Source organism: Pseudoxanthomonas yeongjuensis, from assembly GCF_010093345.1.
GTDB classification, from domain to species: Bacteria; Pseudomonadota; Gammaproteobacteria; order Xanthomonadales; family Xanthomonadaceae; genus Pseudoxanthomonas_A; species Pseudoxanthomonas_A yeongjuensis.
This window is the reverse complement of the sequence record NZ_PDWT01000004.1, coordinates 134630-159203: the sequence shown is the minus strand read 5'-3', so window position 1 is coordinate 159203 and position 24574 is coordinate 134630. Positions and strand designations below refer to the sequence as shown.

At 66.8% G+C, this 24574-nt stretch carries 25 protein-coding genes and 1 tRNA gene; 16 read left to right on the top strand and 10 right to left on the bottom strand.

Annotated elements, in window-relative coordinates; all coding sequences use genetic code 11:
- Positions 1-7: 7 nt before the first annotated feature.
- The 4 genes from CSC74_RS12695 to CSC74_RS12680 all read left to right on the top strand — a co-directional run bounded on the left by CSC74_RS12695 (position 8) and on the right by CSC74_RS12680 (position 3674).
- On the top strand, positions 8-919 hold the full coding sequence (locus tag CSC74_RS12695) for an arginine deiminase-related protein (RefSeq protein WP_162314850.1): 912 nt from the start codon (positions 8-10) through the stop codon (positions 917-919).
- 149 nt (positions 920-1068) lie between these two features.
- The gene (locus CSC74_RS12690; RefSeq protein ID WP_211369643.1) at positions 1069-1491 is read left to right on the top strand and encodes a PepSY domain-containing protein; all 423 of its coding nucleotides are present in this window, start codon (positions 1069-1071) and stop codon (positions 1489-1491) included.
- A 51-nt stretch (positions 1492-1542) separates the two neighbouring features.
- A complete protein-coding gene (locus tag CSC74_RS12685) occupies positions 1543-2229 on the top strand; it encodes a response regulator transcription factor (protein WP_162314849.1) in 687 nt (228 codons plus the stop codon).
- A complete protein-coding gene (locus CSC74_RS12680) occupies positions 2229-3674 on the top strand; it encodes an ATP-binding protein (protein ID WP_162314848.1) in 1446 nt (481 codons plus the stop codon). Before CSC74_RS12685 ends, CSC74_RS12680 begins: the two co-directional genes overlap by 1 nt.
- Before the next feature lie 115 nt (positions 3675-3789).
- On the opposite strand, the gene CSC74_RS12675 is transcribed toward CSC74_RS12680, so the two are convergent.
- Positions 3790-4569 carry a M90 family metallopeptidase gene (locus CSC74_RS12675; RefSeq protein ID WP_162314847.1) on the bottom strand — a complete coding sequence of 260 codons (780 nt, stop codon included), beginning with the start codon at positions 4567-4569 and terminating at the stop codon, positions 3790-3792.
- Complete coding sequence (locus CSC74_RS12670) at positions 4536-4829, bottom strand: hypothetical protein (RefSeq protein ID WP_162314846.1); 294 nt, start codon at positions 4827-4829, stop codon at positions 4536-4538. The genes CSC74_RS12675 and CSC74_RS12670 overlap by 34 nt, the downstream gene beginning before the upstream one ends.
- Positions 4830-4955: 126 nt before the next feature.
- Between CSC74_RS12670 and CSC74_RS12665 the strand changes: the two genes are divergently transcribed.
- From CSC74_RS12665 to CSC74_RS12640, 6 genes are all read left to right on the top strand, one after another.
- Complete coding sequence (locus CSC74_RS12665) at positions 4956-6770, top strand: DegV family protein (RefSeq protein WP_162314845.1); 1815 nt, start codon at positions 4956-4958, stop codon at positions 6768-6770.
- 33 nt (positions 6771-6803) lie between these two features.
- On the top strand, positions 6804-7445 hold the full coding sequence (gene plsY / locus CSC74_RS12660) for a glycerol-3-phosphate 1-O-acyltransferase PlsY (protein ID WP_162314844.1): 642 nt from the start codon (positions 6804-6806) through the stop codon (positions 7443-7445).
- A complete protein-coding gene (gene birA / locus CSC74_RS12655; protein WP_162314843.1) occupies positions 7442-8410 on the top strand; it encodes a bifunctional biotin--[acetyl-CoA-carboxylase] ligase/biotin operon repressor BirA in 969 nt (322 codons plus the stop codon). The genes plsY and birA overlap by 4 nt, the downstream gene beginning before the upstream one ends.
- Entirely contained in the window at positions 8407-9150 is a 744-nt protein-coding gene (locus CSC74_RS12650) for a type III pantothenate kinase (RefSeq protein WP_162314842.1), read from the top strand. Before birA ends, CSC74_RS12650 begins: the two co-directional genes overlap by 4 nt.
- A gap of 40 nt (positions 9151-9190) precedes the next feature.
- Positions 9191-9895, top strand: a complete 705-nt coding sequence (locus CSC74_RS12645; RefSeq protein WP_162314841.1) for an SPOR domain-containing protein — start codon at positions 9191-9193, stop codon at positions 9893-9895.
- 76 nt (positions 9896-9971) lie between these two features.
- Positions 9972-10047 (top strand) — tRNA-Thr (locus CSC74_RS12640).
- Positions 10048-10237: 190 nt separating this feature from the next.
- On the opposite strand, the gene CSC74_RS12635 is transcribed toward CSC74_RS12640, so the two are convergent.
- The gene (locus CSC74_RS12635) at positions 10238-10618 is read right to left on the bottom strand and encodes a hypothetical protein (RefSeq protein ID WP_162314840.1); all 381 of its coding nucleotides are present in this window, start codon (positions 10616-10618) and stop codon (positions 10238-10240) included.
- Between the two features lie 207 nt (positions 10619-10825).
- Here CSC74_RS12635 and rocF point away from each other — a divergent pair, with 207 nt between their 5' ends.
- The 3 genes from rocF to CSC74_RS12620 all read left to right on the top strand — a co-directional run bounded on the left by rocF (position 10826) and on the right by CSC74_RS12620 (position 12472).
- Positions 10826-11749 carry an arginase gene (gene rocF / locus CSC74_RS12630; RefSeq protein ID WP_162314839.1) on the top strand — a complete coding sequence of 308 codons (924 nt, stop codon included), beginning with the start codon at positions 10826-10828 and terminating at the stop codon, positions 11747-11749.
- Between the two features lie 133 nt (positions 11750-11882).
- On the top strand, positions 11883-12035 hold the full coding sequence (locus CSC74_RS12625) for an entericidin A/B family lipoprotein (RefSeq protein WP_162314838.1): 153 nt from the start codon (positions 11883-11885) through the stop codon (positions 12033-12035).
- Positions 12036-12256: 221 nt separating this feature from the next.
- Positions 12257-12472: a CsbD family protein gene (locus CSC74_RS12620; RefSeq protein WP_162314837.1), complete on the top strand. Its 216-nt coding sequence runs from the start codon at positions 12257-12259 to the stop codon at positions 12470-12472.
- Between the two features lie 73 nt (positions 12473-12545).
- Here the strand turns inward: CSC74_RS12620 and CSC74_RS12615 are convergent, their stop codons facing one another.
- Complete coding sequence (locus tag CSC74_RS12615; protein ID WP_246193221.1) at positions 12546-13358, bottom strand: hypothetical protein; 813 nt, start codon at positions 13356-13358, stop codon at positions 12546-12548.
- A gap of 214 nt (positions 13359-13572) precedes the next feature.
- On the opposite strand from CSC74_RS12615, the gene CSC74_RS12610 reads away from it, so the two are divergent.
- The 3 genes from CSC74_RS12610 to CSC74_RS12600 all read left to right on the top strand — a co-directional run bounded on the left by CSC74_RS12610 (position 13573) and on the right by CSC74_RS12600 (position 16251).
- A complete protein-coding gene (locus CSC74_RS12610) occupies positions 13573-14862 on the top strand; it encodes a tryptophan--tRNA ligase (protein ID WP_162314836.1) in 1290 nt (429 codons plus the stop codon).
- Positions 14862-15167, top strand: coding sequence for a hypothetical protein (locus CSC74_RS12605; protein ID WP_162314835.1), 306 nt, complete (start codon positions 14862-14864; stop codon positions 15165-15167). Before CSC74_RS12610 ends, CSC74_RS12605 begins: the two co-directional genes overlap by 1 nt.
- A 142-nt stretch (positions 15168-15309) precedes the next feature.
- Positions 15310-16251, top strand: a complete 942-nt coding sequence (locus CSC74_RS12600) for an MBL fold metallo-hydrolase (protein WP_162314834.1) — start codon at positions 15310-15312, stop codon at positions 16249-16251.
- Between the two features lie 83 nt (positions 16252-16334).
- On the opposite strand, the gene CSC74_RS12595 is transcribed toward CSC74_RS12600, so the two are convergent.
- From CSC74_RS12595 to CSC74_RS12570, 6 genes are all read right to left on the bottom strand, one after another.
- The gene (locus CSC74_RS12595; RefSeq protein WP_162314833.1) at positions 16335-16718 is read right to left on the bottom strand and encodes a VOC family protein; all 384 of its coding nucleotides are present in this window, start codon (positions 16716-16718) and stop codon (positions 16335-16337) included.
- 95 nt (positions 16719-16813) lie between these two features.
- Entirely contained in the window at positions 16814-18232 is a 1419-nt protein-coding gene (locus tag CSC74_RS12590; RefSeq protein ID WP_162314832.1) for a dihydrolipoamide acetyltransferase family protein, read from the bottom strand.
- Between the two features lie 12 nt (positions 18233-18244).
- A complete protein-coding gene (locus CSC74_RS12585) occupies positions 18245-18595 on the bottom strand; it encodes an SH3 domain-containing protein (protein WP_162314831.1) in 351 nt (116 codons plus the stop codon).
- The gene (locus CSC74_RS12580) at positions 18595-19665 is read right to left on the bottom strand and encodes an alpha-ketoacid dehydrogenase subunit beta (protein WP_246193219.1); all 1071 of its coding nucleotides are present in this window, start codon (positions 19663-19665) and stop codon (positions 18595-18597) included. Before CSC74_RS12580 ends, CSC74_RS12585 begins: the two co-directional genes overlap by 1 nt.
- Entirely contained in the window at positions 19662-20738 is a 1077-nt protein-coding gene (gene pdhA, locus CSC74_RS12575) for a pyruvate dehydrogenase (acetyl-transferring) E1 component subunit alpha (protein ID WP_162314830.1), read from the bottom strand. Before pdhA ends, CSC74_RS12580 begins: the two co-directional genes overlap by 4 nt.
- A 179-nt stretch (positions 20739-20917) precedes the next feature.
- Entirely contained in the window at positions 20918-24493 is a 3576-nt protein-coding gene (locus CSC74_RS12570) for a Calx-beta domain-containing protein (RefSeq protein ID WP_162314829.1), read from the bottom strand.
- Between the last annotated feature and the right edge of the window lie 81 nt (positions 24494-24574).

Genomic DNA, 24574 nt, shown 5'->3' with positions numbered 1-24574 from the left:
CTTCCCCATGATTACCCGCGATACCACCGCATTCCTGCAGTTCGCCGGCCAATGCCCCGCCGACTTCGGTCCACCCATCGCGCGCGCCGCATTCCTGGTGGCTCCGGATGGATTCGCGCGGGCGGAGCAGTCGGCCAGCGACAACCAGTACATGGCCCAGGCCGGAGCGTTCGATGCCGCAGGGGCCATGGCCCAGCATCGCGGCTTGCATCGCGGACTGGCCACCGAATTGCCTGTGGTGTGTTTCCCCGGCGATCCGGACACGCCAGACGCCCTGTTCCCCAATAACGTCTTCGCCACCGCACCGGCGCGGCTCATCGTCGGCCGTATGCGCCATGAAGTGCGTCAGCGCGAAGCCGTGCGTGCCGACCTGCGCGACTTCTTCACCGGCCTGCTGGGTTACCGCGAACTCGATCTGTCGCTGCAGCCGCATCCGTGCGAACTGACCGGCGCCCTGGTCATCGACCGCGCCCGCGGCCTCGGCTACTGCGGCCTGTCCGAGCGCTGCGACGAGTCCGGCGCCGCGCTGATGCACGAAGCCTTCGGCCTGCGCGCCACCTTGATGTTCGACCTGGCCCCGGGCGAATACCACACCAACGTGGTCCTGGCCGTACTCGCCGGACGTGCCGCCCTGATCTGCCCCACCGGCTTCGCCGATCCGGCGGTGGTCGAGACCATCGCCAACTTCTACGCCCCGCACGGCATCCGCCTGTCCCCGGCCGAACATGCCGCCTTCGCCGGCAACGCCATCAGCCTGAGCGAGGCTTCGGTCTGGATGAGCGCCGGAGCCGACGCAGCGTTGACCGCGTGCACCCGCCAGACCCTGGCCGAGGCCGGATTCCGTGTGCGCAGCGTGGCCCTGGATGCGATCGAAGCCGCCGGCGGGTCGTTGCGCTGCTGCGTGGCCGAGGTTTTCTGAGCGTCAGTGAACCTGAATGGCCTGAGGCGGCCTGTGGACAAGTTCAGACCGAATTCACCGCTGCGGCCCAAAATCGCAGGCCATTCCTCATTACAGCCGGTGACGGGTCCCGTTCATTCAGGGAAGCCGAAATCCGTTACGATTCCGTTATGCGATTGTTGTCCCGTTCCGTACTTCCCCTCGTCCTGCTGATCGCCCTTTCCGGGGCGAGCGCGGTCGCTTGGGCGCAGTCCGACGCACAGGAGCCTCCGCGGCAGCGCGAGGACGCCGGCCCACCGAGCAAGCCCAGCCGGATCTCGCTGTCCGACTCGGTGCGGCGCGCGCAGCGCGAGACCGGTGGCCAGGTCCTGGGTGCCGAGCGCGTGCAGTTCGACGGGCGCGAGATCAACCGGGTCAAGGTAATGGACGATCGTGGCCGGGTCCGCTACATGGACGAAGACCCGCAACGCGGACGCAGTCGCTCGGGCAAAGAGGATTCCAGGCGCGAACGCGGCTCCGATGAGCGTGGTCGTGGCGTCGAACGTCCCGAATCCGAGCCGCGTGCACGCCGCGATAACCCGCACAGGCCTTAACCTGTTCATCAACGTGGCGCAGTCGCCACCAGTTCCGATTAGGGAGAATCCATGCGTATTTTGCTGGTCGAAGACGAAGCCCCCCTCCGCGAAACCCTGGCCGCGCGCCTGAAGCGTGAGGGCTTTGCCGTTGATGCGGCGCAGGACGGCGAGGAAGGCCTGTACATGGGGCGCGAAGTGCCGTTCGACGTGGGCATCATCGACTTGGGCCTGCCCAAGATGTCGGGCATGGAACTGATCAAGGCCTTGCGCGACGAAGGCAAGAAATTCCCGGTGCTGATCCTGACCGCGCGTTCCAGCTGGCAGGACAAGGTCGAAGGCCTGAAGCAGGGCGCCGACGACTACCTGGTCAAGCCTTTCCACGTGGAAGAGTTGCTGGCCCGGGTCAATGCGCTGCTGCGCCGCGCCGCCGGCTGGAGCAAGCCGACCCTGGAATGCGGCCCGGTCGCGCTGGACCTGGCCGCGCAGACGGTCAGCGTCAACGGCGGCAACATCGACCTGACCAGCTACGAATACAAAGTGCTGGAGTATCTGATGATGCACGCCGGCGAGCTGGTGTCGAAGGCCGACCTGACCGAGCACATCTACCAGCAGGACTTCGACCGCGACTCCAACGTGCTGGAGGTCTTCATCGGCCGCCTGCGCAAGAAACTGGATGCGGACGGCGAACTCAAGCCGATCGAAACCGTGCGCGGACGCGGCTACCGTTTCGCCATCCCGCGCAACCACGAGGGCTGATGCCCCCCCGCGCGGCGGACGCTGGTGCGGGAAAAAGCGGGCGCGATCCTTTCGCAGGGTGGCGCCCGCGTTCTTTGCGCGCCCGGCAACTGCTGGCGGCCAGCATCGGCCTGGTCGCATTCCTGTTCCTCGCCGGCTACGCGCTGGACAAGGCCTTCGTCAGCACCGCCGAACAGAACCTGCGCCATCGCCTCAAGGGCTACGCCATGTCGTACGCCAACAAGGTCGAATTCGCGCGCGACGGCAGCCTGATCCCGCCCGAATTGCCGGTCGATCCGCGCTTCACCCAGCCCGGCAGCGGCCTGTACGCCGAAGTGAGGCTGCCCAACGCGCGCTGGGGCTCCGATTCCACGCTGGGGCCGGGCATGCAGGAAGTCCCGATGCTGGCGCCGCTGCAGGAAGTCTTTACCGGACCGGTGCCGATCACCCAGGTCGATGGCAGCGAGGGTAGCGTTTACCGTTTCGGCCTGGGCACGGTTTACGCCAATCGCGGGCCGGATGCGGAGTTCCCGTATTCCATCTATGTCTCCGAGGATTCCAAGGTGCTGTCCTCGCAGCTGCGCACCTTCCGCGGCGCGCTGTGGGTGTACCTGACCGCGGCGGGGATCTTCATGCTGCTGCTGCAGGTGCTGGTGCTCAACTGGAGCTTGCGTCCGCTGCAGCGGGTGATCAACGAACTGACCCGCGTGCAGCGCGGCCAGGCCAGCCGCATGAGCGAGCGCCATCCGCGCGAACTGGAACCGCTGACCGAAAGCATCAACGCCTTCATCGAGAGCGAGCGCGAGAACCTGGATCGCCAGCGCAACACCCTGGCCGACCTGGCCCACAGCCTGAAGACGCCGCTGGCGGTGTTGCGCTCGCAACTCGACGAAGGCATCCACGCCACCGCCCTGCGCGAGGAGCTGGATACGCAATTGAAGCGCATGAACAACCTGGTGTCGTACCAGCTGGCGCGCGCGGCTTCCAGCGGCCACGCGCTGTTCGCCGCGCCGGTGCCGATCGAGGCCAATGCCGAGGAGATCGTGCGCGGGCTGGAAAAGGTCTATGCGGCCAAGGGCGTGATCTGCGAATTCGAGATCGATCCCGAGGCCCGCTTCCATGGCGAACCCGGCGACCTGCAGGAACTGATGGGCAATCTGCTCGAAAACGCGTTCAAGTGGGCGCGTTCGCGGGTTCTGTTGACCGCGACCCCGACCAGGACCGTCGGCAATCGCCGTGCCGGCCTGCTGCTGGCGGTGGACGACGACGGCCCCGGAATCGCCGAGGAGGACGTGGCCCACGTGCTGCAGCGTGGCGTGCGCGGCGATGAGCGCGTGCACGGCCATGGCATCGGCCTGTCCATCGTCCAGGACCTGGTCCGCGGCTATCGCGGCGATTTGCAGGTGCAGCGCTCGCAGGAACTGGGCGGCGCGCGCTTCGAGGTGATCCTGCCGCAGGGGTTGTGAGACGGATGGTTGTGGGAGCGACGTAAGTCGCGAACGGGAGTTCCGCCCACCTCGGGAATCATCGAAGGTTTCGTTGCCAAGCATCGCGACTTACGTCGCTCCCACAGCCGTCGCCCTATGCCACTCCTACGGCGTAGAAACGTTGCAGGTGGGCGGCGACTTGCGGCAATTGTTCTCGCAGTACCTGCGGTGCGGAGAAGTGGTATTCGCTGGCGACGGCGAAGAATTCTTCCGGTGATTCGGAGGCATAGGGATCGATGACGGTGTCATGGCCGGCGTCGACTTGCTTGCAGAACGCATCGTATTCGCGCTGGAAGTCGGCCGCCCATTCGCGTTGCCAGCGGCGCGGCAACGGTGGGGTTCCATCCATCGCGCCGTCCAGTGCATCGAGCTTGTGGGCCATTTCGTGGATCGCCACGCAGAAGCCGGCGTGCGGGTCGGCCAGGTCGGCCTGCACGTCGGCCCAGGACAGGATCAGCGGGCCGCTGTCCCAGGATTCGCCGATCAGTTCGTCCTCGTATTCGTGCAGCACGCCGGCCGCGTCGACATGGCTGCGCTGGACCCGGAACGCATCCGGATACACCAGCAGTTGCGACCAGCCACGCAGTCCGCCCGCGCCGTATCCGAGCAATGGCAGGCAGCACAGCGCCGCCAGTTGCAGTCGCGCAGTCGCGTCGAGTTCCAGTCCGGCGACCGGGGTGATGGTCTTGCGTTGCAGGAAAAGCGCAGTCAATTCCTGCAGGCTTGCGTCGCCGGCATCGTCCAGTACGCTCAGCAGCGCGGTCGAGCGACGCATTTCACGCCATGACACCGGATCCGGCAGGGCAGGCGGGCGTCGCAGCCAGCCGAACAGGGATCCGATCAGCGAAACATTCCCGGCAGGAAGCTGTGCCACTTGGAACCACGCAGGCGCGGCTGGTTGTCGTCGTCGTTTCCACCGCCACCGCCGCCCGGGTTGATCGCGGGTTTGGAGGCCTTGGCACGGACCGGGGCGGCCGCCTTGGCGTGGACCACGCCCGCCGCCTGTGCGGATTCATCGCGGCCCATGGCCTCGGTGGCCTGGCAATTGGGGACCACGCTGTCGGCGCGGTTGTTCAGGGCCAGGGCATGCGCGCTGGCGGACACCAGCAACAAGGCGATGATGAGGCGCAGCATGGGCAAGCTCCCGTCGGGGCCGCGGTACGGCGGCGCGGAACTATAGCGCGGTTTCCACCGCCTTGCCTGTGCCGGATGCTGCGTCGCAACAGGCCCCGGCAACGTCTTCATGCAGACTCCGGGGCCATGCAGATATCCGCCGATGACTCCCTCAGCGCCCCTGCATTGCGGCGTGCATTGATCGCTGGCGCGCGCCGGGTCATCGCCTCGCGCGACGGGCTCAACAAGATCAATGTGTTCCCGGTCGCCGACGGCGATACCGGCAACAATCTGGCCGCCACCCTGGGCAGTGTGCTCAACGGCGCGCTCAGCCGCCGCAGTCGCCATGCCGGCGAATTGCTGTCGCGGGTCGGTAACGACGCCATCGATGGTGCGCGCGGCAATTCCGGCGCGATCCTCGCCCAGTTCCTGCATGGCATCGCCGAACACGTGAAGCCGCTGCCTTCGCTGGACGCGGGGTCGCTGGCCGCGGCGGTGCGCCACGGTGCCGCCAGCGCACGCCTGGCCCTGGCAAGGCCGGTGGAAGGAACCATCGTCAGCGTCATCACCGCTTTCGCCGAGGAGCTGGAAAGGAGCTCGCTGGAAAACCGCGATCGCGGTTCGCGTGCAGGCTTCGCTCTCGCCTTGTCGCGCGCACGGCGCGCGCTGGCCGAGACGCCACGGCAACTGGCGGTGTTGCAGAAGGCGGGCGTGGTCGATGCCGGTGCCCAGGGTTTCGTGGACCTGCTGGAGGGCATCGCCGAATTCGTCGAAGGCGGCCCGCGCGCGATCCGCATGCGCGGTGCGAACGCGCCAGCGGCCAACGAAAATGGCGAAACGGTAATCCACGAACACGAGGTCGATCCGCAGCGCCGCTGGTGCAGCGAATGCCTGCTGCTGGGCGAGGCGCTGGATCGCGAGCGCCTGCGCCTGGCGCTGGAAGCGATCGGTGCCGATTCCATCGTCATCGCCGGCGGCGCGCAGCGGCTGCGCGTGCATGCGCATGCGGCGAATCCGCAGGCGTTGTTCGATGCCTGCGCCGCCCTCGGCCAGGTGGAGGCGATGAAGGCCGACGACATGCTGCGCCAGCAGCGCAGCGCGGCTTCGGGCCTGCGCGTGGCCGTGGTCACCGACAGCGCCGCCGACCTGCCCGAGACCATCGCCGAGCGTTATGCGATCGGCGTGGCCCCGGCGCGGGTGGACCTGGACGGTCGCGACTACCTGGACAAGGTGGGCCTGTCCACGGGCGAGTTCTATCGGCGCATGGCCGAGTCGCAGCAATTGCCGCGCACCAGCCAGCCGCCGTCGGGGGATTTCATGCGCCAGTTCGAGCTGGCGCTGGCGCATCACCCGCAAGTGGTCTATGTGGGCCTGTCGCGCGCGGTATCGGGCACCCTGCAATCAGGCGAACACGCCGCCGCGCGCAGCGACAGCGGGCGCGTGCGGGTATTCGATACGTTCAACGCCGCCGCCGGCGAGGCCTTGCTGGTCTGGCGTGCGGCGGAAATGGCCGCGACGGGCGCCGATGCCGCCGCGATCCTGGCGGAACTCGAACGCCTGCGCCCGCAGACCCTGCTCTGGGCGATGACCCGCGATATCAGCCACGTGGTGCGCGGTGGACGTATCCCCGCCTGGGCCGCGCCGCTGGCCCGGCTCACCGCGATGACCCCGGTGGCGCGGATGCGCGCGGACGGCACCCTGGGACTTTCCGGTGCATTGTTCGCTCGCAAGCGCGCACCCGAAGCCTTCGCCCGCAGCGTGTCCCGCAAGTTGCCGGCAGGCGTGCGTTGGCGGCTGATCGTCGGCCATTGCGATGCGCCGGCCGCGGGCGAACGCCTGCTCGCCGCACTGCACGCGCGCCTCGACATCGGCGAGTCGTATCTGGTCGAAACCGGGGCGGCGGTAGGCGCGCACGCGGGTCCCGGTGCATTGATCGTCGCCGTGCAGCCCGCGGCGCCGTGAGGAAGCGGCTCCCGTCTCGCGCATAATCGCGGCATGCCTGCCCCACTCCTGTGTGTCGCCCTGATCCTCGTCGCCTACCTGCTCGGTTCGCTGTCGGGCAGCCTGTTGCTCGGGCGCCTGCGCGGCGTCGATATCCGCACCCAAGGCAGCGGCAACGCGGGCGGCACCAACGCCTTGCGCACCCAGGGCTGGAAATTCGCGTTGGGCGTGGTCCTGGTCGATGTCGGCAAGGGTGCGCTGGCCGCATGGCTGGGTATGCGCTTCGGCCCGACGGACGATGCGCTGCCACCGAATGCGCTGGCCTACGCAACCGCATTCGCCGCGGCCATCGGCCATGTATGGCCGTTGTGGCACGGGTTCCGAGGCGGCAAGGGCGTGGGCACGTTGCTCGGTGGCTTGCTGGTGCTGTGGCCGACGGCGGTGCCGTGGTTGCTGCTGGTGTGGTTGTTGGTGCTGGTGGCTTCCGGTTATGTCGGGCTGGCCTCGGTGATCGCGGTCGCCTGCGTGGTGCCGTTGGCATGGTTCATCGGCGCGGAGGCCGACCACGCACGCCGGCTGTTCGCGTGTACGGCCGCGTTGCTGGTCCTGTTCACCCACCGCGGCAACCTGCAGCGCCTGCATGCCGGTTCCGAATCGCGCTTCGAGCGCGTGCGCCTGCTGCGCAAGCGCACATGAGCAGCGAACGCGAAATCCTGCAGCGCCTGGTCGCCGGTCCCGTGTCCGGCGATGCGCTGGCGCGCGATGCGGGGTTGACCCGCGCGGCGATGTGGAAGCGGGTGCAGGCATTGCGCGAAGCGGGCGTGGAAATCGATGCGCAGGCCGGTCGCGGTTATGCGTTGCGCAATCCGGTCGAGTTGCTGCGCGCCGACGCGATCATCGATGGACTGCCGGCTCATATCCGTGCCGGCATCGCTGCGCTCGATCTGGCCTGGTCGCTGGATTCCACCAACAGCGAGCTGCTGCGTCGAGAAACCCCGGCGAGCGGAATCGCAGTGTTGATGGCCGAGCGCCAGACCGGCGGGCGCGGGCGGCGCGGCAAGACCTGGGCGTCGCCCCTGGCCGCGCATCTTTATCTTTCGGTATCGCGCCAGTTCTCCGGCGGGTTGGCCCGACTCGGCGGCCTGAGCCTGGTCGCAGGTGTTGCCGCCGCCGAAGCGCTGCATGCGTGCGGCTACCCCGGCGTGCGCTTGAAGTGGCCCAACGACCTGCTGGTCGACGACCGCAAACTCGGCGGCCTGTTGGTCGAAGGGGGCGGCGAACACGCCGGCCCGGTGCGCGCGGTGATCGGCCTGGGCGTCAACGTGCGCATGCCCGAAGCCGCGGCCGCGGCGATCGATCAACCGTGGATCGATCTGGCCGGGCTGCAGGACCAGGCGCCGTCGCGCAACCGGATCGCGGCGATCCTGCTGGCGCATCTGGTCCCCGCGCTGGACCGGTTCGATGCCGAGGGACTGGCTCCGTTCCTCACCCGTTATGCGCGCTTCGATGCGCTGGTCGGACGGACGGTGGCGATCCATCTGGGCGCGGCCGTGCAGTCCGGTATCGCCCTCGGCATTGCCGGGGATGGCGCCCTGCGGGTAAATATCGAAGGCGGGGAACGCCTGTTCCATGCCGGTGAAGTCAGTGTGAGGCCGCAATGAATCGATGGTTGTTCGATCTGGGAAATTCGCGCCTGAAGTGTGCGCAGCTGCACGACGATGGCCACTTGGGCGAAGTCATCGCCTTGGCCCACGATGAGGAGGGATTCGTCGAAACCCTGCGCGGGATATTGCCCTATCGCGCCGATTCGGCCTGCCTGGCCAGCGTGGCTTCGCCCGCACTGACCGCGGCGGTGGTCGATGCCCTGACCGCACGTTTCCAGCGCATCTCGCTGGCGCGCAGCAGTACGCAACTGGCGGGCGTGCGCATCGCCTATGCGGAACCGGCGCGGTTGGGGGTGGACCGGTTCCTGGCCCTGCTCGCTGCGCATGCGCGGGGAAACCGGCCCTGGCTCATCGCGGGCGTGGGCACGGCCCTGACCATCGATCTGCTCGATGCGGAGGGCCTGCATCGCGGCGGCCGCATCGGACCCTCGCCGCGGATCATGCGCGAAGCCCTGCATCATGCTGCCGCGCAATTGCCGGCGCAGGGCGGAAGCTATCGGGAATTCGCCGTCGATACCGCCGACGCGCTGGCCTCGGGCTGCGAAGGCGCGGCCCTGGGATTGATCGAGCGCAGCCTGCGCCAAGCGGAAATGGCCCTGGGCCTGGCCCCGGCACTGCTCCTGCATGGCGGGGGCGCCGATGCGCTTGCGCCACACCTGCCTGGAGCACAGCGCGTGCCGTCGCTGGTCCTGGAAGGACTTGCATTATGGTCGCGGGCCGGCGCGACGACTCTTTGAAGCGATGACCCTTTAGGATCGCCGCATGTAGAATCGCCGCATGCTGATTCGCGCCCTGATCGTCCTGCTTGTCGTATTGAACCTGGGCGTTGGCGCATGGTGGATTTCCCGTCCCGCCGCGCAGCCTCCCGCACTTCCCGAGCAACCCGCGGGGGTCGCGCGTCTGCAATTGCTTAGTGAACGCGAAACAACGGCTGAAGCCACGCCGCCCGCGCCAGCGCCAGCAGTGGCACCGGCATCCACCGAAGCAGCGCCGGCACCGGTCGTTGCCGCTGTCGTAGCGGCGAAATGCTTCAGCATCGGGCCCTTCGACAGCGATGTCGCGGCCACCGCCGCGGCCGCCCGCATCGCGGCCCAGGCCACGCGCGTTCGTCCGCGTGAAGTTGCCGGGCAGCAGGCCAGCGGCTACAACGTGCTGCTGCCGCCCCTGGCGGATCGCGCGGCCGCGCAGGCCCTGGCGCAGCGCATCGGCGCGGCCGGTTTCGACGATTTCCTGGTAATCAATGGCGGCGAACAGGCCAACGGCATCGCCTTGGGCCGCTACCGCAGCCGCGAAGGGGCCGAACGCCGCCAGGCTGCGCTCAAGGCCGCCGGTTTCGATGCGCAATTGCAGGCCATCGGCAATGAGGGCCCGAGCCGATGGTGGCTGGATATTGCCGCGGCCGAAGGAGTCGCGGTATCGCGGCTCAGGAGCCTTGCTGCCGCGCCCAAGTCGCAATCCCTCGATTGCGCCGTGCTGCGGTAGGACGTGCTGCGGTAGAATCGGCGCCCGCGCTTTTCTGCGCCGGCCAGCCCGGTCCGCGAGAGTCGCCCCAAGCCATGCCGGCATAGCTCAGTTGGTAGAGCAACCGCCTTGTAAGCGGTAGGTCCCCAGTTCGAATCCGGGTGCCGGCACCATATGTCGCGACCATCGGTCAGCCATACGGCGGCGTTCCGCGTGCGTGGAATCCGCGCATCCGCCGGTTGCGACAACCCTATCGGTATATACGTCTCAGTGCAGAGTCAGTGCCACATGCCACGTCATGGGCTCCTGTTGACCACTGCGTCTCTCGCAACCAAGGCAGTGAACAAGCCTTGGCTGCGCGCGTTACATCGCAGCGTGCAGGCGTTCGCGATTGAACGCGACGGGCGCGGCGACTTGCAGCGGCCGCCACGACTGGCCCTGCTGCATGCGCTTCCAGGTCTCGCGGACTATCGTCGCACCCAGCATCCAGTCCAGCTGCTGCCATTGCGGAACGACGCGCTGGTAGCGCCGCCCAAGGCTGTCCATCAGTTCGTCAAGGTTCCTGTTGTGGTTCAACAGGTAGGCGTCGTAGCCGAACTTGAGGGTCGGGATGTAGTCGTCGAATTCGACGGGTGCGCGATGAAAAGCACTTTCCCGATAGCAGCCGCGCCAGTAGCGCAACTCGGCATCGATATCCAGTATCACGTCCTGGCGGGTAGCGCGAATATCATTGACCTTGCCCATGGGCGCCTCCATCTTCTGCGGGGGTTTCCTGCAACCGGATCATCCCAGCATCGGGCAAGATAACCGTGAGGGTCATGTGACCATGAAGTTAAGTGTTCACGCCGTGTCTCCGCCCCGCATGAAGAGTGCGTGTTGCACCGCCACAACGCAGGCGATGGGGAACACCGCTAGACTCGTCACCCTCGCATTGAACGAAAGATCCCGCACATGAGCCGAACCTACCCACCGGTTTCATTGATCGGCGTACCCACCGATATCGGCGCAGGCCATCGCGGCGCGCGCATGGGCCCGGATGCCCTGCGCATCGCTGGTTTCGGCGAGGCGCTCACCGCCCGCGGAGTGGACGTGGCCGATCGCGGCAACCTCAACGGTCCGGTCAATCCATGGACGGCGCCGGTGCAGGGTTATCGCCATCTCGAGGAAGTGGTCGCCTGGAACCGGGAGCTGATGCACGCCACCGCCGCGGAGCTCGCCTTGGGACGCATGCCGATCATGCTCGGCGGCGACCATTGCCTGGGCATGGGGTCGATCACCGCCGTCGCCCAGCATTGCCGCGACAGCGGGAAGAAATTGCGCGTGCTCTGGCTGGATGCGCATTCGGATTTCAATACCAGCGCAGTCACGCCCTCGGGCAACATCCACGGCATGCCCGTGGCTTGCCTGTGCGGCATCGGTCCCGACGCGCTGACCCGGTTGGGCAAGCATGTGCCGGCGATGGATCCGGGCGACATCCGCCAGATCGGCATCCGTTCGGTGGACGCCGAAGAGAAGCGCCTGATCAAGGACAACGGCATCGACGTCTACGACATGCGCTACATCGACGAGAACGGCATGAAACGGACCATGGAAGCCGCACTGCAAGGCGTGGACGAGAACACCCATCTGCACGTGAGCTTCGACGTCGATTTCCTGGATCCCAGCATTGCGCCGGGCGTGGGCACCACCGTGCCCGGCGGCCCCAACTATCGCGAAGCGCAACTGGTGATGGAAATGATCGCCGACACCGGGCGCATGCTGTCGCTGGATATCGTCGAGTTGAATCCGGTGATCGACACCCGCAACCTGACCGCGGAACTGGTGGTGGACCTGGTGGAAAGCCTGTTCGGAAAATCGACGTTGATGCGCGACTGAGACGAAACTGAACGCGGACGTCCGTGTTCACACGGGATGAATGCGCGACACGGCAGCTTGTACGCAAGGTTGCCGACAGGGGTTCGATAGCTGCGGTAGCCCCGGCAAGATACCCATCAACAGGAGAGTCAATATGAAGCGTTTACTGGCATTGATCGTAGTTTCGATGTTCATGATGGGCACGCTGACCGCTTGCAATACCATGGCGGGTGCGGGCAAGGATGTGGAGAAGGTCGGCGAAAAGGTCCAGGACAAGGCCGAAGATTGCAAGGACGCCAAGTGCTGATTCCTGCATCGCAGTAAAAACGGCGCGTTGTTCGGCGCCACGAAGAAGGGCCGGCATATCCGGCCCTTCTTTCGTTCTGGAATTTGTTTCATTCGGGAATGTGAGCAGGATGTCGTTGCATCCGTTATTTCGCGTTGACGAAGGGTTGACCGGCGGCGAACGCGTTTTTTGCGAAGCTGCATCCACGGTACCTCCGCCGTGGTCATTCAAAGAGGCAAGCCATGAACAAGGACACCATCGCCGGCAACTGGAAGCAGCTCAAGGGCAAGATCCAGGCCAAGTGGGGCGACCTGACCGATGACGATTTCCAGGTAGCCGAAGGGAATTCCGAGTACCTGGCGGGCAAGCTGCAAGAACGCTACGGTTGGGATCGCGATCGGGCGCAGACCGAAGTCAGCGATTTCGCACGCAGCCTGAAATCGGAGACCAGGAACTGAGTAGCGATCGCTCCCTTCCATTCGGTACGACAGCGGGCCTTTCGGCCCGTTGTTCGTTCATGGCAGGCGTGGCTCAACGATAAGGAGGATCGGCCACGAAACCGTTCGGAAACGCGCGTGGTTGTCCATTCCGCCGGTCGTGGCGCGGATAGTCGTAATCGCGGGGGATGATGCCCATCGCCATCAGCCGCCGGTCGTCGTCGTAGCGCAATTCGCTGACCTGCGCCGGGCTGCGGGTCGCGCGCACGAAGCTGGTCTGGCCCACCGGCGACCATTCGCGCTGGCCATGCCCGGTGCCCATGCTCTGGCGCGCGGCGCTGTCGGCCGCCTGTTCGCGGGCCATGCCGTTGGCCGCGGGAGCGGACGCGGCCTTGGCTTCATCGCGCCGGTATTCGCGCTCGCGCGTAATCGGAGGTGCGGGAGTGGGGTAGTACCGCGGACGCGATTCCTGGAACACGGCCACGCCGATCACTCCGACATTGTGTGGCCGCCCGGTGCGTGCTGCGTAACTGTCGCCGAGGTCGGTGAACACGAACTGGGCGATGTCGTCCAGCGACTTGCGCCAGCCGGCGATCTCGGTGCTTTCCCAGGGCTCGAGTACATAGCCGGCCTGTGAGGGGCTGGCGGTTTCACCGGTGACCGCATTGATGCCGTCCACCGACAACACCACCAGCACGCGCTCACCGGTGGTATTGCTCAGGCGCACGCCATAGCGGTCGCCGGGCGCGCCGGCCACCCAGGTATCGCCACGATGCGGGTATTCGCGCAGCCATTCGCCGGTGTCGCGGTCCACGACCGAGACGTCGACGAGGGGTCTTGCGGACAGAGGGGAGCAGGCGCCGGTCATCAGCATCGCCATCGACATCAGCAGGGTCTTGCGGAACATGGTCGTTCTCCTTGGTGAGCAGGACGATCAACGCGCGGATCCGGCAAGCGGGGTTAAGCGGAAGTGTGGGAGCGGCGTCCCCGCCGCGAGCTCTTGCTTGGCTCGATCAGCAAGGATGCAAGGGCAAGGTCAAAGATCAAGAGCTCGCGGCGGGGACGCCGCTCCCACGGGCGGTTAAACTTGGATTCGTTCATATCCCGAAACGACCCAGCGAATGACCCGCGTCCTTACCGGCATCACCACCTCCGGCACCCCGCACCTAGGCAATTACGTGGGCGCCGTGCGCCCGGCCATCGCCGCCAGCCGCGCCAGCGATGCGGAGAGCTTCTATTTCCTCGCCGACCTGCACAGCCTGATCAAGGCCCAGGACCCGGCGCGCACCCAGCGCTCGACCCTGGAGATCGCCGCGACCTGGCTGGCGGCGGGGCTGGAACCGGACAAGGTGTGGTTCTACCGCCAGTCCGACATTCCCGAGATCACCGAGCTGACCTGGTTCCTGACCTGCGTGGCCGGCAAGGGCATCCTCAATCGCGCACATGCGTACAAGGCGGCGGTGGACCGGAATCGCGCCGACAGCGAGGACGACGATTCCGGGATCAGCGCCGGATTGTTCATGTATCCGGTGCTGATGGCCGCCGACATCCTGATCTTCAAGGCCGACCGGGTGCCGGTGGGCCGCGACCAGGTCCAGCACATCGAGATGGCCCGCGATTTCGGCCAGCGGTTCAACCATGTCTACGGCCGCGATTATTTCGTGCTGCCGGAAGCGGCCATCGACGAGAGCGTGGCCACCTTGCCCGGCCTGGACGGCCGCAAGATGAGCAAGAGCTACGACAACACCATTCCACTGTTCGCGCCTCGCGCGGAGCTGAAGAAAGCGGTGTCTTCGATCACCACCGACTCGCGCGCGCCGGGCGAGGCGAAGGAAACCGAGGGCTCGGCCCTGTTCCAGCTGTACCAGGCCTTCGCCAGCGCCGACGAAACCGCGCAGATGCGCCAGGCCTACGCCGAGGGCATCGGCTGGGGCGATGCCAAGCAGAAGTTGTTCGAGTGCATCGATGCGCAGATCGCGCCGATGCGCGAGCGCTACGAAGCCCTGATCGCCAAACCCGCCGACATCGAATCCATCCTGCGCGATGGCGCCGGGCGGCTGCGCGAGAAGTACGCGATTCCCTTCCTCGCCGAACTGCGCGAGGCGGTAGGACTGCGCGATTTGTCCCAGCAACCGAAAGTGGATGCAAAAGCTGCGGCGAAATCGACGCTGCCTTCGTTCAAGCAGTACCGCGACAGCGACAACCGCTTCTACTTCAAGTTCATGGATGGCGACGGCGTACTGCTGGTGCAGAGCAACGGCTTCGATTCGCCGAAGGAAGCCGGCCAGCTGATCGCGGTGTTGAAGCGCAGCGATCGCGCCGACGCCATGGAAACGCCGGAGATAAACCTGCTGGTGCCGGTGCAGGACGTGCTGGCCGCGTTGCGGCAACTGCGCGAAGCCGAGGCCTGATGCCGTACCTCGCGCTGGTCCTGTTCCTGCCGTGGTTCCTGCTGATCGGCGCGCTGTTCCGGCTGTTCCCACGCCAGCCCCGGGATGCCGCGCGCAAGCGTTTCGACCTCGCCGCGTTGGCCATCGCCTTCGTGCTCAGTTTCGGCGGCATGCAGTGGGGCTATGCGTTGGGCTTGGCCGACGTGGGCACCGGCGCCATCTGGAAGCAGGTGCTGGCCACCCTGGTCGCCTACGGTGCGTTCCTGGCGGTCATGTTCATCGCTGTGGTCCTGCGCACCTGGTGGCTGCAGCGTCGCGAGACGTAGGAGCGCCCCTTGGGCGCGAGCTTCTGGGTTATTCGCGATCTGATCGGAGAGCTCGCGCCCATGGGCGCTCCTACGAAAGCCGCATCGTGCAGGGACGCCGCGCTCGCTAGAATCCGAATTCAGCTACCGGTCCGGGAAAGGCATGAGCGAGCACGGCATCCACACCATCGACACCGCGTTCCAGCGCGATCATTTCGATGCCGCTTACCTGATCGTCGAGAACGGCCGTGGCGCCTTCGTCGATTGCGGCACCAATTATTCGGTTCCCAACCTGCTGGCCAGGCTTGCGTTGGTCGGACTCGCCCCGGCCGATGTCGACTGGCTGCTGGTGACCCATGTGCATCTGGATCACGCCGGCGGCGCGGGTGCGTTGATGGCCGAACTGCCCAACGCCCGCCTGGTGGTGCACCCGCGCGGAGCGCGGCACATGATCGATCCTTCGAAGCTGATCGCAGGCGCCACTGCGGTTTATGGCGAAGCGGAAATGCGGCGCAGCTACGGCGAGATCCAGCCGGTGCCGGAGTCGCGGGTAGTGGTCGCGGAAGACGGGCATGTGGTCGATCTGCAGGGCCGCGAACTGGTCTGCATCGATACCCCTGGCCATGCGCGGCACCACTATTGCGTATGGGATGCGCGCAGTCGCGGCTGGTTCACCGGCGACACCTTCGGGCTTTCCTATCGGGAACTGGACAGCGCGAACGGGCCGTTCGTGCTGCCCACGTCGTCGCCGGTGCAGTTCGAGCCGGCGGAGCTGAAAGCGTCCATCGCGCGTTTGCTGGCGCGCGATCCGCAATGGATGTACCTGACACACTACGGACGCGTCGGCGATGTCGAACGACTGTCGCACGACCTGTACGCGCAGATCGACGCGATGGTGGCGATCGCCCGCGATTGCGATGGCGGGCCGGATCGGCATCGTTGCCTGGCGGAAGCGCTACGCGCTCTCTATCTGGAACGGGCACGCGTCCATGGCTGTCCGCTGGACGATGCCGGCGTGGAGAAGGTGCTGGGCATGGATATCGAACTCAATGCCCAGGGGCTGGCGTCTTGGTTGGATCGCGACAAGCGCCAGGATCGACTGTAGGAGCGACGTAAGTCGCGAAGGGTTTTGATTTTTAAAGCGTCAAGTCGCGACTGACGTCGCTCCTACGCGCGCGAAGATGTCGTTTATTTCCAGACGTTGGGTTCCTGCCGGTCCGACTCGCGCATCGGCACCACGCAGAAGCGGTGGCCGCTGGGCGCTTCCATCACCCACCAGCGTTCGCGCACGAATTCGACGCGCTTGGCGCCGAGCTTCTCGAGCCGCTTCACTTCCGCCTCGATGTCGTCGGTCTCGATGTCCAGGTGCACGCGGGAGGGATGCGAGACCTTCTGCACTTCTATGTGCAGTCCGCCAGGGCCGTCCTGCATCGGCGCATAGATGCCCAGGCCGTCCTCGTCGTAATCCTGGACTTCCAGGTTCAAGGCCCGGCCCCAGAAGTCCGCCGATTCGCGCAGGGTCCCTTTCTTGCAATCGATGATGAAGCCGGCGAGTCGGCTGCGATGGGTCATGACGCTCTCCGCAATAGGAGGTTGTAGGAGCGGGCCTTGCCCGCGATGCTGTTTCGAATGGAAAACGCGCAAAGCATCGCGCGCAAGGCGCGCTCCTACGAAGACAGGGCCAGGTCGTCGATCAGCGCCTTCAGGAAGCGTGCCGCCTCGCCACCGGTCGCGGCGCGATGGTCGAAGGTCACCGACAGCGGGATGATCTTGTGCGACTCGAAGCCGCCCATCACCGGCATGACCTGGTGGCGGGCGCGGCCGGCGGCCACGATCGCCACGCACGGCGGCACCACCACCGGGGTGGCGTAGCGGCCGGCGAACATGCCGAAGTTGGACAGGGAAATCGTGTAGCCGGTCAGTTCCGAAGCCGGGATGCTGCGGTCTTCCACCTGCACGCGCAGGCGGTTGACGCCTTCGCGGATGCCGCGCGCATCGAGGATGTCGGCATTGCGCAACGCCGGAACGAACAGGCCGTCGTCGGTGTCCACGGCGATGCCGATGTCGACCTGCGGATGCAGGGTGCGACTCAGTTTCTCGCCATCGAACCACGCGTTCATGGCCGGTACCGCCTTGCAGCCACTGACGATGGCGCGGATCAGGCGCACGGTGACGTCGTTGCCCGGTTGCCATGCCTGCACGTCGGCGTCGTCGCTGAGCGTGGTCGGCACCACTTTGGCATGCGCATCGGCCATGACCCGGGCCATGTTGCGGCGGACGCCCTTGAGTTGTTCGGGCTGACCGCTGACGGAAACATTCGGCGGCTGGGTGCGCATGGGCTTGCCGGAGGCGGACAACTGGGTGCGCTCGCGCTCTTGTCCCGCAACGGGACTGCCTTGGGGAGGTAGGAGCGGGCCTTGCCCGCGATGCTCTTGCTTGCCGACGACCGCAGAAGCATCGCGCCCAAGGGGCGCTCCTACGGCAGCGAAGCCATTCGCCGCGGCCTGCTTTACATCGGCCATGGTCACCGCGCCATCGGCGCCGGTGGCGCGGACGCGGGAAAGGTCCACGCCGAGTTTCCTCGCCTGCGCGCGCACCGCCGGCATCGCCTTGATGCCACCGACCGCGACCGCCTGTTCCTGGTGCACGGCGTTGGAGGATTGCATGGCGCCGACCACGGTGCCCGCATCGTCGCGCTCGACACTTGTGGGAGGGGCTTCAGCTCCGCCAGCTTCGGACACGGTCGGGGCCGAAGCCCCTCCTGCAATGGCGGCGCCCGCGCTTTTCGGTGCGCCATGCGAATGCCCGGTGTCCTGTCCGTCCGCGCGTTGCGGCAGGTTGGGGTCGGGTTCGAATTCGGCCAGCATCGCCCCGGTCACGACGATGTCGCCGGCGTTGCCGGCCAGCTTCAGCACCTTGCCGGAAACCGGCGAGGGCACTTCCACCACGGCCTTGGCGGTTTCCATCGACACCAGCGGTTCGTCCAGGCGGATCACGTCGCCTTCCTTGACGAACCATTCGACGATGGTGGCATCGGGCAGGCCTTCGCCCAGGTCCGGCAGGTGGAAGGTCTTGCTGTCGCTCATGTGTTGCTCTTCCTAGGTATTTTCGTCGATGAATTCGATGGCGCGCGCCGGAATCCAGCCGCTGTCGCCGTTCGCGTTTTCCGCCCACCACCAATCCGCTTGTTCGGAATGGAGGATCAACACCTCGCCGATCTCCGTCGCGAGTTCGCGCGTGTCGTAGTCGCTCAGCGCAGTGGCCTGGCCGCTGTCGCGATCGAACAGCACCGCCGGGATCCAGCCGCCCAATCCCTGAGCCAATGTAGTCCACACGAACTGCGGCCAATCGCTGTCGCGCTCGCCCAGGGTCACCGGATCGCCGGCCGCCACGCGGATCGGTAGGCGACCCGGTGCGCGATGCGCGGCGATGACCCGGGCACGGCGCATCAGCCTGCGGCCAGCACGCGCTTCGCTGCGGCGACGATCTTCTCCACGCTCGGCAGGTATTTCATCTCCAGCCGGAACAGCGGGATATGGGTGTCGTAACCGGTGACGCGCTCCACCGGCGCCAGCAGGTCGTACATCGACTGCTCGGCCAGTCGCGCGGCGATTTCCGCGCCGAAGCCCGCGGTGCGCGGCGCTTCGTGCACGATCACGCAGCGGCCGGTCTTGCTCACCGATTCGGCGATGGTGTCGAAGTCCAGCGGCTTCAGCGTGGCTACGTCGATGACCTCGGCGCTGATGCCTTCCTTGGCCAGGGCCTCGGCCGCTTCCAGCGTCTCTTTCACTTGCGCGCCCCAGGTCACCAGGGTCACGTCGCTGCCGTCGCGCAGTACGAAGCACACGTCCAGCGGCAGCGCTTCGCCATCGTCGACCACCAGTTCCTTGTACTGGCGGTAGATGCGCTTGGGCTCCATGTAGATGACCGGATCCGGGTCGCGGATCGCCGCGAGCAGCAGGCCGTAGGCGCGCTGCGGCGAGGACGGCATGACTACGCGCAGGCCGGGCACGTTGGTGAAGATGGATTCGTTGGCTTCGGAATGGTGTTCCGGCGCGCGGATGCCGCCGCCCCACGGCACGCGCAGCACCATCGGGCAATGCAGGCGGCCGCGGGTGCGGTAGCGCATGCGTGCGGCGTGGCAGATCAGGTGATCGACCATCGGGTAGACGAAGCCGTCGAACTGGGCCTCGGCCACCGGTTTCATGCCCATCGCGGCCATGCCCACGGTCAGGCCGGCGATGGTGGTTTCGTCCAGCGGCGTGTCGAGGATGCGTTCGGAACCGAAGCGTTGCTGCAGTCCGGCGGTGGCGCGGAACACGCCGCCGTTCACGCCCACATCCTCGCCCAGCACCACCACCGAGTCGTCGTGGGCGATTTCCCAGGCCAGGGCCTGGGTGATGGCTTCGATCAGGGTGATCGGCAGGTCGGCTTTTGCAGGAGGGGCTTCAGCCCCGACCCCCACCGAAGCGGTCGGGGCTGAAGCCCCTCCTACAGTCTTCGCGACTTCCACGTTCATGCGCGGCCCTCCGCGGCGATCGCTGCGGCGCGCTGCGCCAGCAATTCCGGCGGCGGATCGGCGTACAGGTAATCGAACATGGCCTCGACCGGCTGCACCGGCGTTTCCAGATAGGCATTGACCTCGATGTCGACCAGACGCCCGCATTGCTCTTTCCACGTGGCTTCTTCCGCTTCGCTCCACAGGCCCTGCGCAGTCAGCCAGGTCCGCAGCCGCGGGATCGGGTCGCGTTCCCAGGCCGCCTTGACTTCGGCATCGTCGCGGTAGCGGCGCGCGTCGTCGGCGGTGGTGTGGTCGCCGAGGCGGTAGGTGACGAACTCCAGCACGCTGGTGCCCAGGCCGCTGCGCGCGCGTTCGGTGGCGATGCGCATGGCCTCGAGTACCGCGATCAGATCGTTGCCATCCACCTGCAGGCAGAAATTACCGCCGGCGATGCCTTTCTGGGCCAAAGTCTGGGCCCCGGTCTGGGCCGAGCGCGGTACCGAGATCGCCCAGCCGTTGTTGATCACGCACAGCACCAGCGGCAAGGAGTAAGCGCCGCCGGAATTGAGCGCGGCGTAGAAATCGGTCTTCGACGATCCGCCGTCGCCGCAGGTGCTGACCGCGATCCGCGCTTCGCCGCGCAGCTTGAACGCCAGCGCCGCGCCGGCCGCGTGCAGGCACTGGGTGGAAATCGGCACGCACCAGGAAAAGTCGTGGCGGGCGTTGGCGAAATCGTTGCCGCGTTCGTCGCCGCCCCAGTACAGCAGCACTTCGCGCGGGCGCACGCCGCGCATGAACTGCGCGCCGTATTCGCGGTAACTGGGGGCGAAGGTGTCCTCCGGACGCATCGAGGCGCCGATGCCGACATGGGTGGCCTCATGGCCGAGGCAGGAGGCGTAGGTGCCCAGCTTGCCGGTGCGCTGCAGGGCCACCGACTTGGTGTCGAAGGTGCGCACGAACAGCATCTGCTTGAACAGTTCCAGCAGTCGCCCGGTATCGCGCGCGGCCTCCGGCAGGTCGTCGCGGACGGGTTTCCCGTCCGAGCCGAGGTATTGCAGGTATTCGATCTCGAATTTCGCGGCGAGGGTCATCGCGTGTCGGGTTCCTGTTACATGTGAAACCAATGATAAGTCGAGCCATGTTAAGGAACCGGGGCGACAAAGCCGCCTTGCAGCGCAGCAATACGCCGGGCAATGGTTCGTGGGGTCGGGACGAAAAAAGGACGCGGCTTCGGCCGCGTCCTTTCGTTTCCTTCCTGGCGAAGCGCGAGCTAGAACAAGATCGCGGTACCGATGCTCGCGCTGTTGTTGGAGACATCCGCATCCGCTGTCGCCGAATCAGTCGTGCCGTTTACCTGCACATTGCGGTCGGCTGGCGTGGGACGCGCATGGACCCTGATGCCGAAGTCGATGTCCGCTCCCGCAGCCAGACTGCCGCCGGTGCTGCAGCGGAAGGTCTTCACGCGCCCCTTGCCCTGCTTGTCGCACCGCCAGCCGGCCGGCGCGGTGATGCTGGCGGCCGCGGTCATCGTGTCGCCACCCAGCACGAGCACCGGTTGCCGTGCAGCCAGTGGACCGAGGTTGCGTACGCTGGCGGTATAGGAAATCCAGACGACGCTGGCGGACACCGTGGCCGGGCCCTCCAGCTGCAACTCCAGGTCGGCAGCCGGCACCGCACCCACATCCGCCGTGGCCATGGCTTCGTCGTTGCCGCTGACCGGATCGAACGACGCGGTCGTGGCGGCCACCGCCAACTTGATCGCATGGCCGGCCTGCGTCGCGCCCGTGGGGGCGCTGAGCGTGAAGCTCGCGGTGGCGCCATTGGCCAGGCCGTCGTTGACGCAGGCGATCGAAGTCGCACCGCTGGCGATCTGCGGCGCATCGCAATTCCAACCCCCCGGTGCGATCACGGCGAAGCCCGGCAGTTCGGCATCGATGGCGAAACCGGCGCCGGTCGCCATGGCCTGATCCGGCCCCAGGTTGGTCACGCTGGCGGTGTAACGCAGGGTTTCGCCGGCATTGACCGTGGCGGTATCGGCAATGGCGGTCACCGCCAGGTCGGCGCGGGGGCGTGCCTCGAAATAGGCCACGACCGGGGCATGGTCGGACAGGCGCGAGGGCGAGGTGATGTCGTTGCGCGCGATCTCCGGGAAGTCGGCATTGATGCGCGCGTGGTCCAGGCCGAACGCGGTGCTGGCCAGGATCATTTCCTCGTTGGCCAGGACGTGGTCCAGGGTCTGCGCATTGCCGCCGAACACGAACGAATAGCGCTCGTCCGCCGGTTCCAGCACGCCCAGGTTGACCAGGTCCGGATCGACCAGGTCGATGCCATCGCCGGCGACCGCGGTCTGTTCGTCGGGCGTCGGGGTGCCGGTGACCACGTTCATGGTGTCGGCCAGGCCGTCGTTGAACGCGAACGCGTTGAAGTCGCCCAGGGAGACGATGCGCCGCGCCGGGTCGGCGATCTGCATCTGCTGGATCAGCGTGGCCAGGTATTCGGCCTGGTGCTGGCGCTTCAGGCGCACGCGTTCGCCCAGGGTGGTCGGGCCGGAGGGCTCGACGCTGTCGACGTCGTTGAGCGAACGCTGGTGCACCGCGATCACGGTGACCGGGTAGGGCGTGCGTCCGTCGGCGTAGTGCACGACCGCGTCCAGCACCAGTGGCGGCCGGTCGTTGAGCAGGCTGACCGTGCCGCTGGGCTCGGTCCAGGTGACGTCCTTGCCTTGCTGGGTCACGCCGATCACCTGCACGCGGGCGATGCCGGTGGCGACTTCCGCGGTCTTGACCAGGAAACCGACATCGATGCCGCCCACGTCGTTGCCTTCCTCCAGGTAGGCGACGTACTGCGGGTCGGCCTGGCCGGCGGCGACCGCATCGCCATTGATCTTGTTGGCGAGGGCTTGCAGTGCGGACAGGTTTTCCACTTCAACGGCGGCCAGGATGTCCGGCGCGCGAAGGTAATCGCGCACCGCCAGCGAGGCCTTCGCGAGGCGGTTGGCGAAGGCGCTGGCGGTCAGCACCGGCTCGCCGGTCGTCGGGTCGTTGACCGTGTCGAAGAAGCGCTCCAGGTTGTAGCCGGCGATGGTGAATTCATCGGCATTGGCGGCGCGCGCCGCACGCGGTGCGGGGCCTGGCGTAGTGGTGATGGCGACAGCGGGATCGCGCAGGATCGTGTAGCGGCGGAAACCGTAATCCAGCGGTCCGGTGAGGCCTTCGATCACGGCGCCGGCGGCCAGGTCGAGCACGAACGCGGCCCCGCCCAGGGTGTCGCTGTCGATGGTCAGCAGTTCCGGGTTGAAGTCCCAACGCGGGATCGGTGGGATGCTGCTGCCGGCGGGTGCGGGATCGGGCGCCTGGATGCCCGGTTCGCGGAACGGGCGGGCAATGCCGGTGATCACCGCATTGAGGATGCCGTTGCTGGTGCCGGTGGCGTTGGGTTCGCTGGTGTTGCCCTGGGTGGGCGCGACCACGGTCAGGCTGGCGGCGCTGACGCGCATGCCTTCCAGTCGTTCCAGCTGGTCCAGCGGACCATTCGGATCCGGGAACGTCGTGCTCAGCGCCACCGGCGCCGGCAACGGATTGCCGGTGGAGAGCAGGGCGACCGAGGTGCCGTTTATCTCGGTCAGCGGCAGCTGGTTGGGGTCGGCACTGGGTACGTACTCGACCGCGGTACCGCCCACCCGCACCTGGTTGCCCACCGCGGCCGCGGCCGGCGGGGCGATGCTGGTGAAGACGAAGACGCCTTCCGAGGTCGCCGGATCGGCATCCGCCTCTGCGTCTGGCGCCTGCAGGAAGAAGCCGTTGTTCTTGCGTCCGGTGACGATGCCGGTGGTGTAGACCAGCTGGTTGGCGTACGGCGAAGTGGCGCCGTTGCCCTGGATGTCGTGGATCGGGGTCAGGCTGACGTCGTCGTTGACGATGGTGCCTACTGCCTGCGTATCGCCCGGCAATGCGCCGCTGACGTCGCTCAGGTCGAGGAACAGGGATTCGTCGCTTTCGGTGATGGCGTCGTCGACCAGGTCCACGGCCACGCTGGCGGTGTCCTCGCCTTCCGCGAACGCGATCGTGCCGCTGGCCGCGACATAGTCCGGACCCGCGATCGCGGTTCCATCGGCGGTGGCGTAGGCGACGCTGGCTCCGCCTGTGCCGGCCGGCTGGCTCAGGCGCAGTACGAAGGTCAGCCTGCCGCTGGCCTCATCGGCGCTGGCATCGGCTACCGAGAGGATCGGTTGGCCGCCGCCGCCGCAGACACTGGCGGGCGATGCGCTGTTGCGCGGCGCCGGTGCGCCGGTGGCGAAATCCGCGCCGTTGTTGTTGCTGTCGGTGCAGCCGCTGTCCGCGCGCAGCACCGCCAGCGTGTTGCTGGGCGCCGGCGTGGGCGCGGAGCCTTCCGAACAATTGACGGTGGTGCCGAAGCCGACGAAATCGATGTTGCCGGTCGGGCAGGTGCCGCTGAGGGGGGTCGTATTGTCGACCAGCGCGACCTTGCCGGCGCCGCCCGCCATGGGGATCGTGCCGGTGGCGTCGGGCGCGGGCAATGCGGGCGCGGCGGTATTGGCGCCGTCGGCCTGCTTGACCAGGTAATAACCGCCGGCGGGAATGCTGCCGGCGAGATCGGTGCGCTGCCAGCTGCTGCCGGTGGCGCTGGCGTATTGCACCGACCAGCCCTCCACGCTGACCGTGGCGGCCGAATTGTTGTGCAATTCGATGTAATCGCTACGGACCGGGGCGTTGGTATTGCCGCCTCCGCCGTAGACCTGGCTGATCACCACCTGCGCCTGCGCCGTAACCGCGCATCCCGACAACATTGCCGCCAGCGCCAGATGGCGCATGAGCCCGTTCTTCATGAACTTCCTCCGTGATTATGTGGACGCGGCACCATCCCCGCCTGCGCCGGTCGATTGTGCCAGCAATCCTGCTGGCCACGC

Coding starts and splice junctions, on each gene's coding strand:
- CSC74_RS12680 (WP_162314848.1), top strand. CDS start 2,229: ATGCCCCCCCGCGCGGCGGACGCTGGTGCGGGAAAAAGCGGGCGCGAT.
- birA (WP_162314843.1), top strand. CDS start 7,442: ATGAGCAGCGAACGCGAAATCCTGCAGCGCCTGGTCGCCGGTCCCGTG.
- CSC74_RS12685 (WP_162314849.1), top strand. CDS start 1,543: ATGCGTATTTTGCTGGTCGAAGACGAAGCCCCCCTCCGCGAAACCCTG.
- CSC74_RS12580 (WP_246193219.1), bottom strand. CDS start 19,665: ATGAACGTGGAAGTCGCGAAGACTGTAGGAGGGGCTTCAGCCCCGACC.
- CSC74_RS12650 (WP_162314842.1), top strand. CDS start 8,407: ATGAATCGATGGTTGTTCGATCTGGGAAATTCGCGCCTGAAGTGTGCG.
- pdhA (WP_162314830.1), bottom strand. CDS start 20,738: ATGACCCTCGCCGCGAAATTCGAGATCGAATACCTGCAATACCTCGGC.
- CSC74_RS12665 (WP_162314845.1), top strand. CDS start 4,956: ATGCAGATATCCGCCGATGACTCCCTCAGCGCCCCTGCATTGCGGCGT.
- CSC74_RS12670 (WP_162314846.1), bottom strand. CDS start 4,829: ATGCTGCGCCTCATCATCGCCTTGTTGCTGGTGTCCGCCAGCGCGCAT.
- CSC74_RS12645 (WP_162314841.1), top strand. CDS start 9,191: ATGCTGATTCGCGCCCTGATCGTCCTGCTTGTCGTATTGAACCTGGGC.
- CSC74_RS12600 (WP_162314834.1), top strand. CDS start 15,310: ATGAGCGAGCACGGCATCCACACCATCGACACCGCGTTCCAGCGCGAT.
- CSC74_RS12605 (WP_162314835.1), top strand. CDS start 14,862: ATGCCGTACCTCGCGCTGGTCCTGTTCCTGCCGTGGTTCCTGCTGATC.
- CSC74_RS12635 (WP_162314840.1), bottom strand. CDS start 10,618: ATGGGCAAGGTCAATGATATTCGCGCTACCCGCCAGGACGTGATACTG.
- CSC74_RS12570 (WP_162314829.1), bottom strand. CDS start 24,493: ATGAAGAACGGGCTCATGCGCCATCTGGCGCTGGCGGCAATGTTGTCG.
- CSC74_RS12695 (WP_162314850.1), top strand. CDS start 8: ATGATTACCCGCGATACCACCGCATTCCTGCAGTTCGCCGGCCAATGC.
- CSC74_RS12610 (WP_162314836.1), top strand. CDS start 13,573: ATGACCCGCGTCCTTACCGGCATCACCACCTCCGGCACCCCGCACCTA.
- rocF (WP_162314839.1), top strand. CDS start 10,826: ATGAGCCGAACCTACCCACCGGTTTCATTGATCGGCGTACCCACCGAT.
- CSC74_RS12590 (WP_162314832.1), bottom strand. CDS start 18,232: ATGAGCGACAGCAAGACCTTCCACCTGCCGGACCTGGGCGAAGGCCTG.
- CSC74_RS12620 (WP_162314837.1), top strand. CDS start 12,257: ATGAACAAGGACACCATCGCCGGCAACTGGAAGCAGCTCAAGGGCAAG.
- CSC74_RS12585 (WP_162314831.1), bottom strand. CDS start 18,595: ATGCGCCGTGCCCGGGTCATCGCCGCGCATCGCGCACCGGGTCGCCTA.
- CSC74_RS12615 (WP_246193221.1), bottom strand. CDS start 13,358: ATGTTCCGCAAGACCCTGCTGATGTCGATGGCGATGCTGATGACCGGC.
- CSC74_RS12690 (WP_211369643.1), top strand. CDS start 1,069: ATGCGATTGTTGTCCCGTTCCGTACTTCCCCTCGTCCTGCTGATCGCC.
- plsY (WP_162314844.1), top strand. CDS start 6,804: ATGCCTGCCCCACTCCTGTGTGTCGCCCTGATCCTCGTCGCCTACCTG.
- CSC74_RS12595 (WP_162314833.1), bottom strand. CDS start 16,718: ATGACCCATCGCAGCCGACTCGCCGGCTTCATCATCGATTGCAAGAAA.
- CSC74_RS12625 (WP_162314838.1), top strand. CDS start 11,883: ATGAAGCGTTTACTGGCATTGATCGTAGTTTCGATGTTCATGATGGGC.